The 11,677-nt window shown below is 64.0% G+C and carries 10 protein-coding genes; 6 read left to right on the top strand and 4 right to left on the bottom strand.

Annotation, left to right across the window (positions count from 1 at the left end; translation table 11 throughout):
* The first annotated feature begins 107 nt into the window (after positions 1–107).
* The 4 genes from AB7531_RS32185 to ppc all read left to right on the top strand — a co-directional run bounded on the left by AB7531_RS32185 (position 108) and on the right by ppc (position 5,451).
* A complete protein-coding gene (locus AB7531_RS32185) occupies positions 108–902 on the top strand; it encodes an enoyl-CoA hydratase/isomerase family protein (protein ID WP_063986557.1) in 795 nt (264 codons plus the stop codon).
* A gap of 87 nt (positions 903–989) precedes the next feature.
* On the top strand, positions 990–2,069 hold the full coding sequence (locus AB7531_RS32180) for a rhomboid family intramembrane serine protease (RefSeq protein ID WP_063984678.1): 1,080 nt from the start codon (positions 990–992) through the stop codon (positions 2,067–2,069).
* A gap of 56 nt (positions 2,070–2,125) precedes the next feature.
* The gene (locus tag AB7531_RS32175; protein WP_071915736.1) at positions 2,126–2,530 is read left to right on the top strand and encodes a YccF domain-containing protein; all 405 of its coding nucleotides are present in this window, start codon (positions 2,126–2,128) and stop codon (positions 2,528–2,530) included.
* Between the two features lie 122 nt (positions 2,531–2,652).
* Positions 2,653–5,451, top strand: a complete 2,799-nt coding sequence (gene ppc, locus AB7531_RS32170; RefSeq protein WP_063984676.1) for a phosphoenolpyruvate carboxylase — start codon at positions 2,653–2,655, stop codon at positions 5,449–5,451.
* 73 nt (positions 5,452–5,524) lie between these two features.
* On the opposite strand, the gene AB7531_RS32165 is transcribed toward ppc, so the two are convergent.
* The 4 genes from AB7531_RS32165 to AB7531_RS32150 form a co-directional block, all read right to left on the bottom strand.
* Entirely contained in the window at positions 5,525–6,691 is a 1,167-nt protein-coding gene (locus AB7531_RS32165; protein ID WP_063984675.1) for an SMP-30/gluconolactonase/LRE family protein, read from the bottom strand.
* A 115-nt stretch (positions 6,692–6,806) separates the two neighbouring features.
* The gene (locus AB7531_RS32160; protein ID WP_014496864.1) at positions 6,807–7,721 is read right to left on the bottom strand and encodes an SDR family oxidoreductase; all 915 of its coding nucleotides are present in this window, start codon (positions 7,719–7,721) and stop codon (positions 6,807–6,809) included.
* Positions 7,722–7,859: 138 nt separating this feature from the next.
* Positions 7,860–8,999: a thiolase C-terminal domain-containing protein gene (locus AB7531_RS32155; RefSeq protein WP_063984674.1), complete on the bottom strand. Its 1,140-nt coding sequence runs from the start codon at positions 8,997–8,999 to the stop codon at positions 7,860–7,862.
* Between the two features lie 3 nt (positions 9,000–9,002).
* Positions 9,003–9,416 carry a Zn-ribbon domain-containing OB-fold protein gene (locus AB7531_RS32150; protein ID WP_038957112.1) on the bottom strand — a complete coding sequence of 138 codons (414 nt, stop codon included), beginning with the start codon at positions 9,414–9,416 and terminating at the stop codon, positions 9,003–9,005.
* Positions 9,417–9,609: 193 nt separating this feature from the next.
* Here AB7531_RS32150 and AB7531_RS32145 point away from each other — a divergent pair, with 193 nt between their 5' ends.
* Both AB7531_RS32145 and AB7531_RS32140 read left to right on the top strand, forming a co-directional pair.
* Positions 9,610–10,959: an amidase gene (locus AB7531_RS32145; protein WP_063984673.1), complete on the top strand. Its 1,350-nt coding sequence runs from the start codon at positions 9,610–9,612 to the stop codon at positions 10,957–10,959.
* Positions 10,952–11,638, top strand: coding sequence for a DUF2848 domain-containing protein (locus tag AB7531_RS32140; RefSeq protein WP_063984672.1), 687 nt, complete (start codon positions 10,952–10,954; stop codon positions 11,636–11,638). Before AB7531_RS32145 ends, AB7531_RS32140 begins: the two co-directional genes overlap by 8 nt.
* The last annotated feature ends 39 nt before the right edge of the window (positions 11,639–11,677 follow it).

The following is an 11,677-nucleotide window of genomic DNA, read 5'->3' as shown; positions in this document are numbered from 1 at the left end:
CTTGTAGCCCGGATGGAGCGAAGCGCAATCCGGGGCGGTGCTCGCGTCAGAAAGACCCCGGATTTCGCTTCGCTCCATCCGGGCTACGAACACAGGAACGAATGATCATGACCGACGCCGCAAACGAAGTCCTCTATGAGGTCGCCGACCACATCGCGGTGATCACGCTGAATGCGCCGGAGCGCATGAACACGATCTCCGGCCCGATGCTGAACGATCTGGCGCGGCTGCTGACCGAGGCCAATGAGGACCGCAACGTCCGGGTCGTGATCCTCACCGGCAAGGGGCGGGCATTCTGCGCCGGCCTCGATTTGCGTCGGGAGCGCGACGGCAATGGCCTCAGTGCCGCGTCTTCGCCGACCACGATCAATCTGCGCAACACGCCGCCGACCGTGCTTCAGGCGATGGACAAGCCGACCATCTGCGCCGTCAACGGCGGCGCCGCCGGTTACGGCATGGACACCGCGCTCGGCTGCGATATCCGCATCATGGCGGAGTCCTCGAAGCTTGCGGCGGCCTTCGTCAAGCGCGGCGTCGTGCCGGAATCCGGCGGCACGTGGCTGCTGCCGCGGATGCTCGGCTGGGCCAAGGCGTCCGAGCTGATTTTTACGGGCCGCACGCTGAGCGCGCGCGAGTGCCTGGAATGGGGCCTCGCCAACGAGGTCGTTCCGGATGCCGAGCTGATGAACCGCGCCACTGCGATTGCCCGTGAAATCGCCGCCAACGCGCCGCTCGCGGTGCAGGCCTCCAAGCGCATGATGCGGATGGGCCTCAACGAGAACTTCTCCGATCACGTTCACCACGTCTACCTCCAGCTTCTGCCGCTGTTCAAGACACAGGACATGGCCGAGGGCATGAAGGCGTTCATGGAGAAGCGTGAGCCGAAGTTCGAGGGGCGGTAGGCGCCGCCTGATCGCGCACGCTGGAGTAGCAATCAGTAATCGGCTCGGCTAGGTTGACGTTCCCACGCCAACCGCTTGCGATCGCCGATGCCCTCATACCGCGCCAGCTTCTTCGAAGTTCCTCATGCGGCCCTTTACGCGCTGATGACGGTGACCGTCCTGGCGTCGGGATTCTGCTTCATCCAGGCAGGTAGTCCGGCGGCGCCGGCAGAGTTGTTGTATCGCTATGGCGGCATGTATTCGGGCGCAATCGCGCGGCATGAGTACTGGCGCCTGCTCGCCTATGGCTTCCTGCATGTCAACTTCGTCCACCTCACCATGAACATGTTGTGCCTCGTGCTGTGGGGCGGACATCTCGAGCGGCGAGTGGGACCGGCCTATTTCCTCATCATCTATCTCTGCGCGATGGTGTTCGGCGCCGTCATCGGCAATGGCATCCATTCCACGCCCTATTTGACCGTCGGCGCGTCCGGCGCCACGTCGGGCATTTTGGGTGCGCTGCTCTGCCTGTGGATCCTCGGCAAGCTCGACGTCAGGTTCGACTTCTTCGCCATCAACATCGGATTGAACATCGCGTTTGCGCTCGGCAATTCGCGGATCGACTGGGGCGTCCATCTCGGCGGCTTTGCGGCCGGATTGATCGCCTGCGCATTGCTGGACCTCATCGAGAAGGCGAATCCTTACGCGCTTCGTTGCAAATTTCCCGAAGCCGTGAAGGTCAATCTCACTCTGTTGGCCTGTGTTGCTGCTGCGTGGGCTTGGAGCGGTCAGGCCATCGCCGCCGGGATTTCCGGATGGGGCCTGGCCATCGTTGTCGTGATCGCATGCTGTGCGGTCGTGAAGGTGGTTGATCTCGTCCTCTCCATGAAGAAGGGTCTTGCGATCGTCGTGGTCGCCCTGGCTGGAGCGAATGCTGTCACCATCCTGCTGTGCGGTTTGGCTCTGGCATCTTCTTGCAGTCCGCGCTGGCCAACCGGGTCCGTTCCACTCGATAATCTTCTCGTCATATTCTGTCCCAATCCTGTTCTGATCTCGGGGCTGGCCGCGATCGGTGCCGCCGCGGTGACGCTGTGGCTCTGCGCAAGGGAAATTTCGCGCGGGATCGAGGATGTCGGATTTGTCGGCACATCGCTGCGTGCCGAACGCAGCCGGCGTCATGGACTATGACCTCGTGCTATAAGAGGGCTCATTGACCCCGGATCATCCCAAGGTTCCTAAATCTAATGGCCCCCGTTTCCATTCTGCTCAACGTGATCTGGATTCTCATCGGCGGTGCCTGGATGGCATTCGGCTGGCTGGTGGCTTCTGTCATCATGGCCATTACCATCATCGGCCTTCCCTGGGCGCGGGCGGCGTTCAACATCGCGGTCTACGCCCTGCTGCCGTTCGGCTCGCGCGCGGTCAACCGCGACGAGGTCACCGGTATGGGCGATATCGGCACCGGCCCGCTCGGGGTGATCGGGAACATTATCTGGTTCGTGCTGGCCGGCTGGTGGCTGGCACTCGGCCACGTGCTGACAGCCGTGATCTTCGCCGTCACCATCATCGGCATTCCCTTTGCCTGGGCCCATCTGAAGCTTGCGGGGATCGCGCTCTGGCCGATCGGCAAGGTGATCGTGCCGGCCTAGCCGCAAGGAGTGATCGCCCCTTTCAGTGTGCGCCGCCCCCAACTTCATCTTGCGCTGCGGCAAAAAACTTGCACACTCGGCTGAGCCGGGCAGCGAAGCGAGCTCGAACAAGGAAGCGAGCCATGTCCCTCCAGACCGTGCCACCCGACACCACTGACCATCGCCCTAATCGCCCTGAGGACGCCCAGGCGCTGGAGGCAGATGTGCGGCTGCGTGACGACATCCGCCTGCTCGGGCGCATCCTGGGCGACACGGTGCGCGACCAGGAGGGCGCGGAATTGTTCGACTTGGTCGAGCGCATCCGCCAGACCTCGATCCGGTTCCACCGCGACGAGGACCGGCTTGCCCGCCGCGAGCTCGAGCAGATCCTCGACAGCATGTCGACCTCCGAGACGGTGCGGATTGTCCGCGCCTTCAGCTATTTCTCCCACCTCGCCAACATCGCCGAGGACCAGAACAACATTCGCCAGATGCGCGCCCGCAGTGCCGCCCAGAGCACCGGTTCCGGCGTACTGGCGGAGACGCTGGCCCATGCCAGGGACGCCGGGATCAGCTCCGATGTGCTGCGTAATTTCTTCAAGACCGCGCTGGTCAGCCCGGTCCTGACCGCGCACCCGACCGAGGTCCGTCGCAAGAGCACCATGGATCGCGAGATGGAGGTCGCGGCATTGCTGGACCGCCGCGAGCGTGTGGCGCTGACTGAAGACGAGGCCGCCGCCAGCGACGAACAGCTCCGCCGCGAGGTGCTGACGCTGTGGCAGACCAATCTCTTGCGCCGGACCAAGCTCACCGTGCTCGACGAGGTCGCCAATGGCCTGTCCTTCTACGACTACACCTTCCTGCGCGAGGTACCGCGGCTGGTCAACGTGCTCGAAGACCGGCTGGAGGAGAGCGGCGAGGCGGCTGCAAGCGAGCTCGCCTCGTTCCTGCGCATGGGCAGCTGGATCGGCGGCGACCGCGACGGCAATCCCTTCGTCACCGCCGACGTCATGCGCGGGACGCTGCGGCTGCAGTCGAGCCGGGTGATGCAATTCTATCTCAACGAGCTGCATGTGCTCGGCTCGGAGCTGTCGATCGCAGCGCACCTCGCCGACGTCTCCGAGGAGCTGCGGACGCTGGCGGAACGCTCGCCCGACACCTCGCCGCACCGGAGCGGCGAGCCTTATCGTCTCGCGGTCTCCGGCATCTATGCGCGCCTGACGGCGACGGCCGAAAAGCTCGAGGTCGAGATCACGCGCCGGCCGGTCGGCAAGGGCAGGCCTTACGAGACCGTCAGGGAGCTGCAGGCCGATCTCGACGTGCTGCACCGTTCGCTGATCTCCAACAATGCCCGCGTCATCGCCCGCGGCCGGCTGCGACTGCTGCGGCGCGCGGTGGATTGCTTCGGCTTCCATCTGGCGCGGCTCGACATCCGCCAGAATTCGGCCGTGCACGAACGTACCATCGCCGAGCTGATGGATGCCGCGAACCCCGGCATGTCCTATCTCGCGCTGGGCGAGGACGCGCGCATCTCGCTGCTCACCAATGAATTGCGCAGCACACGCTCGCTGGTCTCGCCATTCGTCAAATACAGCGACGAGACCATGGGTGAGCTCAACGTCTTCCATTCCGCCGCGGAGGCGCATGCGAAGTTTGGCTCGGACGCCATTCCCCAATGCATCATCTCGATGTGCAAGGGCATGTCCGACATGCTCGAAGTGGCCGTGCTGCTCAAGGAGGTCGGCCTCGTCCATCCCTCCGGGCGCAGCGCCATCAACATCGTGCCGCTGTTCGAGACCATCGAGGATTTGCAGGCCTCCAGCGGCATCATGGATCGCATGCTGTCGCTGCACGATTACCGCCGCCTCGTCGACAGCCGCGGCAGCGTACAGGAGGTCATGCTCGGTTATTCCGACTCGAACAAGGATGGCGGCTTCGTCACCTCGGGCTGGGAACTCTACAAGGCCGAGATCGGCCTCGTCGACGTGTTCGAGCGTCACAGCGTGCGCTTGCGCCTGTTCCACGGCCGCGGCGGCTCGGTCGGCCGCGGTGGCGGTCCGAGCTATGACGCCATCATCGCCCAGCCCGGCGGCGCGGTGAACGGGCAGATCCGCATCACCGAGCAGGGCGAGATCATCTCGTCGAAATATTCCAACGCCGAAGTCGGCCGCAACAATCTGGAGATCCTCGCCGCCGCAACGCTGGAGGCGAGCCTGCTGCATCCGCGCCAGAGCGCGCCGCGCCGCGAATATCTCACCGCGATGGACGAGCTTTCAAATTTGGCTTTCAAGGCCTATCGCGGCCTCGTCTACGAGACCGACGGTTTCGTCGATTATTTCTGGGCCTCCACCGTCATCAACGAGATCGCGACGCTGAACATCGGCAGCCGTCCGGCCTCGCGCAAGAAGACCCGCGCGATCGAAGATCTGCGCGCCATTCCCTGGGTGTTCTCCTGGGCGCAGTGCCGCCTGATGCTGCCCGGCTGGTACGGTTTTGGCAGCGCGGTCGAGCAGTGGATCGCGGAGCATCCCGACAAGGGCATGCCGTTCCTGAAAGAGCTCTACAGGGAATGGCCGTTCTTCCGCATGCTGCTGTCGAACATGGACATGGTGCTGGCCAAAAGCTCGATCGCGATCGCCTCGCGCTATGCCGAGCTCGTGCCGGACGAAGCCTTGCGCGAAAAGATCTTCGGCCGCATCCGCCGCGAATGGCATTCCTGCATCGAGACGCTGCTCGACATCATGGGCCAGGACCGGCTCCTCCAGGGCAACCCGCTGCTGGAGCGCTCGGTGCGCCACCGCTTCCCCTATCTCGATCCGCTCAACCACGTGCAGGTCGAGCTACTCAAGGAGCACCGCGCGCAGAACCCGGACGAGCAGGTGTTGCGCGGGATTCAGCTCACCATCAACGGCATCTCGGCAGGGTTGAGGAATACGGGTTAATGGGGCGAGTAGCGAACAGAAGGGCGTGCCGCTGCCGACTATTCGCTACTCACCATTCGCTATTTGTTGATGTTCACGGCTTTAGTGCGCCCTGCACACTGGTGTACACAGCATAGAGCGATGTCGAGCCACAGATATACAGCCTGTTTCGCTGCTGACCGCCGAAGCTCAGATTCGCTACTGTTTCCGGAATATGAATCTTGCCGAGCAGACCGCCCGATGGCGTATAACAGCGCACGCCGTCTTCGTTCGGATCGCCCCAGCCCACCGAACACCAGACCCGTCCTTCGGTGTCACAGCGGACGCCGTCGGTGATGCTTGGCTTTGGCATCTCGGCGAAGACCTTGCTGTTCGACACCTTCCCCGCCGCCACGTCGAGGTCGAACACGCGGATATGCGATGGGTTGTCCGGTCCGTCCGTGAATCCGGTCTCGCAGATGTAGAGCTTCTTCTCGTCGGGCGAGATGGTGATCCCGTTGGGTTCCACAAAATCGTCGATGACGACCTTGACGTCGCCGGTTTTCGGGTCGACGCGGTAGACGTTCTTCTTCTCCTGCTCGGGGTCGGCCTTGATGCCCTCATAGAAGCCACCGATGCCGTAGGCCGGATCGGTGAACCAGATCGCGCCATCGGCGGTGACGACCGCATCGTTCGGCGAGTTCAGTCGCTTGCCATTGAATTTGTCGGCAATGATGGTGATCGAGCCGTCGAGTTCGGTGCGCGTCACACGCCGCCCACTATGCTCGCACGTGATCAGGCGTCCTTCGCGATCGATCGTGTTGCCGTTCGAGTTCATCGAGGGTTGACGGTAGACGCTGGTATGACCGTCATCCTCCGAGAAGCGCATGATGCGATTGTTGGGGATGTCGCTGAACAGCAGATATCGTCCGGCTGCAAAATACACGGGACCTTCGGCCCATCGGAAGCCGGTTGCAACACGCTCAACCGCCATGGTGCCGGCGAAGGCCGGGAAGTCGGCAGGCCCGAACGTTGGCGGCCCCTTCTTCGCGGATTCCAGACGGGAGTCCGGGTAGCGGCTGCCGGGAAGCGGTCCCAAGGGCAACGGGGCCGTCGATATCGTCGGAGTGCCGGTCTGGCCCAATGGCGCGACAGAGGCTGCCAGGGTTGCGTTCATCGTAACGCCGGTCGCGGCTACCGCCGCTGCCGCGCCCTTCAAGAGGGTGCGGCGTCCAAGGCACGGCTCATCAGTACCGGTAGAATTGGTCAGTGATTTTGTCATAGTCGCCTCCCGTTTTTTTGTTGGAAGGAAACCATTCGCCCGCAATCGGGCGTAATGCGGGCGATCTCCGGTCGGACAACCGGAGATCGCAATGCAACAATTGCTGGGAAAACGGCTAGACGGGATCCCAGGGGAAGATGTCGGCCGAACGGTCGAGCTTGTAGAACGAGCCCTTCAGTGCCGGCATGCCGTGTTCCGCGATCGTTTGCGGCGTCCAGCCCTCGCTGCGATGAACCGAGCGCAGCGGGCGGTTCTGGCTGAACAGGAACAGCTCGTTCATGCGTGCGCCGAAGATCTGCCCGGAGACGTCCTTGGCGGCATCGGAGAGCAGATAGGCGCAGATCGGCGCGATCTTCTCCGGTCCCATCTGCTTGATCTTCTCGACGCGCGCCTTCTCAGCTTCGGTCTCGGTCGGAATGGTGCCGATCATGCGGGTCCAGGCAAACGGCGAGACGCAGTTGGAGCGGACGTTGAAGCGGCCCATGTCGAGCGCGATCGACTTCGACAGCCCGATGATGCCGAGCTTGGCCGCGGCGTAGTTGGCTTGGCCAAAATTGCCGATCAGGCCGGAGGTCGAGGTGAAGTGCACGAATGAGCCGCTCTCCTGCTCGCGAAAGATCCGCGCCGCAGCGTGGCTGACGTAGAACGAGCCCATCAGGTGAACCTTGATGACGGCCTCGAACGCTTCCACGCTCATCTTGTGGAAGATCATGTCGCGCAGGATGCCGGCATTGTTGACGACGCCGTCGAGCTTGCCGAAATGATCGGTCGCGGTCTTCACGATCTTGCTGGCGGGGACAGCTTCCGCCACCGACTCGAAATTGGGCACCGCGATGCCGCCGCGCTTCTTGATCTCGTCGACCACCTCCTCGGCAGGCGAAGCGCTGGAACCGGCGCCGTCGGCGGCAACACCGGGGTCGTTGACGACGACCTTGGCGCCCTCCGCCGCGCAGAGCAGCGCGATCTCGCGCCCGATGCCGCGGCCCGCGCCGGTGACGATGATGACCTTGTCTTGCAGTGATTTTGTCATGTGAGTTCTCCGCTAGCCGTTCCAATTTCCGCCGTCATTCCGGGATGCGCCGCAAGGCGCAGGCCCGGAATCCATACTCCCGATCGTGGTTATGGATTCCGGGCTCGTCGCTGACGCGACGCCCCGGAATGACAGTCGTTACCTCTCGTTCGTAAACACGATCGTGCCACTTGCCGCGAACATGCCGCCGACGCCGTGACACACCGAAATCTTCGCGTTCGGCACCTGCGCCGGCGCGATGCCGCGCATCTGGCGCACGCTCTCCTGGAGCGCGTACATGCCGTACATGCCCGAATGCATGTAGGACAGGCCGCCGCCATTGGTGTTGAGCGGCAGCTTGCCGCCGGGCCGCGTGTTGCCGTCGGCGATGAATTGGCCTGTCTCCTCATGCGGCATGAAGCCGAGGTCGCCAAGGCCGAACAGCGGCAGATGCGCAAACGCATCGTAGATCATGAGATGGTCGACATCCCGGTGCGCGATGCCGGCTTCCCTGAACGCCAGCGGGCCGGCGGTCTTGAACGCGCGCGAGGAGTTGAAAGTCTCCATCTGGCTGACCATCGGCGTTTCCACGCTCTCGCCGGTGCCCATGATGTAGACGGGCTTCCTCGGAAAATCCTTGGCGCGGTCGGCCGAGGTCAGGATCAGCGCGCCGCCGCCGTCGGTGACGAGGCAGCACTGAAGCAGGCGGAACGGATAAGCGATCATGCGCGAGTTGAGGACGTCGGCGACCGTGATCGGGTCCTTCATCATCGCGCGCGGATTCTTCGCCGCCCATTCCCGCTGCACCACCGCGACCGAAGCAAGCTGCTCATGGGTGATGCCGTAGGTCTTCATGAAGCGCAGCACGGGGATCGGGAACATGCTGGGCGGGCCGTAGACGCCGAACGGCGCCTCGAATTGGCCGTTGAGGCTGTCCGGCGGCGTCGAGCGCGGCGCCTTTCCGATCATCGACTTGCCGCTCTCGGCATGCGTGATCAGCACGGTCTTGCAGAGACCGGCCTCGATCGCCGCCGCCGCATGGCGAACGTGCAGCATGAACGAGCAGCCGCCGACCGAGGTGCCGTCCACCCAGGTAGGCCTAATGCCGAGGTAATGGCAGACCTGCTGCGGCGTTTCGACCGCGGTGGCAAAGCCGTCGATGTCGGAGAGTTTCAGCCCGGCATCCGCGATGGCGTTGAGCGCCGCATCCGCGTGGAGCTGGAGCTGCGACATATTGGGGATGACACCGAGTTCGGAGGTCTCGGCCGCGCCGACGACGGCAACCTGGTTGCTGCGCATGGCCTATCCCTTCGCCGGACGGAACACGGGGAGGGTGATCTTGTCGTCGAGCGCCTGGAAGGCGACTTCGAGCTTCATGTCGAGCTCGAGCGCCTCCGGCGTCTGCGGACAATCGATGATGTTGCTCATCATCCGCGGTCCTTCGGCGAGCTCGACCACCGCGATCGCATAAGGCGGCGTGAAGCCGGGAGCGGCGGGACGATGATTGATCACGTAACTGTAGAGGAAGCCCTTGCCACTCGCCTTGAAGATGCTGACCTTGCGCGAGGCGCAGGATGGGCAGAACGGACGCGGCGGGAAATAGACATGCGCGCAGGCGTCGCAGCGCTGCAAACGCAATTCGCCCGCTTTCGTGCCGTCCCAGAAATGCTGGGTCTCCGGCGTCGGTTTCGGGCGCGCGCGCTGCGGTTCGGCCATGTCGGAAAACCCTCCCAAAGGCAATTCTTGATAAGGCCTGGGCTTCACGCCTGGCTATTTCGATCTTGATGCGACAATCGACCATCGCGCGTCAACGGTCCAGCAATGCGCATGCATGCCATCATGCGCACAATGCTTGTGTCGAACCGAGGCGGCGCTATAGATTGCGCGCGCAATATTCCGTGAGACAGACATGCCCGATTTTCCGACACTGGCGAAACTCGCCGACGACCTCGAAAGCGGCCGCACGACCTCCCGCAAGCTGGTCGAGGCATGCCTCGCCAGGATCGCCGACCCGGCCGGCGAGGGCCAACGCACATTCATCCACGTCGACAAGGACGCCGCGCTCGCAACCGCGGATGCGATGGACGGCTTGCGCAAGGTCAAGGCGGCGCCGTCGCGCTATGCCGGTATCCCGGTCTCGATCAAGGATCTCTTCGACATCAAGGGCCAGGTCACGCGCGCCGGCTCCCGCGCGCTCGACGATTCTGCGCCGGCCGATCAGGACGCCGCGACGGTGGCGCGGCTGCGCAAGGCCGGCTTCGTCGTGATCGGGCGGACCAACATGACTGAGTTCGCCTATTCCGGCATCGGCATCAATCCGCATTACGGCACGCCGAAGGGCGCCTGGAACCGAGCCGAGGGACACGTGCCCGGCGGCTCGTCCTCGGGCGCCGCGGTGTCCGTGCTCGACGGCATGGCGCATGGCGCGCTCGGCACCGACACCGGCGGCTCCTGCCGGATTCCGGCCGCCTTCAACGGCATCGTCGGCTACAAGCCGACGCAGCGCCGCGTGCCGCTGGACGGCTCCGTGCCGCTGTCCTTCTCGCTCGACAGCATCGGGCCGCTGGCGCGGTCGGTCAGCTGCTGTGCCATTCTCGATGCCGTGCTCGCGAACGAGCCGATCGTCCCGCTGAAGCCGCGGCCGGTAAAGGGCATGCGGCTCGCAGTGCCGACCACGATTGCGCTCGACGATCTCGATGCGGACGTGGCCTCGACGTTCGAGCGCGCGCTCAAGAGCCTCGCCGATCACGGTGCGATCATCGAGCGGATCGAGATGGCCGAATTTCACGACATCGGCCCGATGAACGCCAAGGGCGGCTTTGCGGCGTCCGAAAGCTATGCCTGGCATCGCTACCTCATTACGGCTAAGGGCGACGTCTACGACCCCAGGGTCTCCGTGCGCATCATGCGCGGCGAGGCGCAGAGCGCTGCCGATTACATCGATCTCCTCAACGAGCGCCGCTCGCTGATCGTGCGCGTCAATGCGCGCGTCGCGCCCTATGACGCGCTGGTGCTGCCCACCACCGCCAACACGCCGCCGAAGATTTCCGATCTCGCCGATGACAAGGCGTTCACCAGGGAAAACCTGCGGGCGCTGCGCAATTGCACCCTCATCAACATGATCGACGGCTGCGCCATCTCGCTGCCCGCGCATCGCGAGGGTGACGTTCCTGTCGGCCTGATGCTGGCGGGCGCGGGCGGATCTGACCGTCGTATTTTCGAGCTTGCTGCCGGCATGGAGGCCGTAATTCGTGTTTGACCTGACTTTCACCGTTGACGCCCAGGACACCACCACGCCGCTGACATTGGCGATCGACCAGATGGTCATTGCGGGCTGGACCGGCCGCGATCCCGTCGCGCGCGACAAGCACATCGCCGAGCTGCAAGAGATGGGCATCGCCCCGCCGGCCTCGACGCCGATCTACTACCGCGCCTCGGCGCGCCGGCTGACCCAGGAAGACGGCATCGAATGCTGTGGCGGCGATTCCTCCGGCGAGGTCGAATTCGTGCTGATCGGCTGGCAGGGCCGCATCTTCGTCGGCTGCGGCTCCGACCATACCGACCGCAAGGTCGAGGCCTACAACGTCACGGTCTCCAAGCAGATGTGCGACAAGCCGGTCGCATCCACGCTCTGGGAGCTCGAGGACGTCATCGGTCATTGGGACAGGATGATCCTGCGCTCCTACGCCACCATCAAGGGCGAGCGCGTGCTCTACCAGGAGGGCACGCTGGACGCGATGCTGCCGGTCGCCGACCTCATCGCGCGCGGCTTTGAGGGTGGCAAGTTCCCCGACGGCTGCGCCATGTTCGGCGGCACCTTTGCTGCCAAGGGCGGCATCCGCCCCGCCGATCGCTTCGATTTCGAGCTGGAAGACCCCGTGCTGAAGCGCACGATCAAGCACGGCTACGACGTGACGACGCTGCCGGTGCGGGGCTGAGGCGCCTCCCCACCGTCATTGCGAGCGCAGCGAAGCAAT

It is taken from the genome of Bradyrhizobium sp. 63_E2_N1_3 (genome assembly GCF_052076005.1).
GTDB lineage: Bacteria > Pseudomonadota > Alphaproteobacteria > Rhizobiales > Xanthobacteraceae > Bradyrhizobium > Bradyrhizobium barranii.
This window is presented reverse-complemented; position numbering and strand designations above follow the sequence as displayed.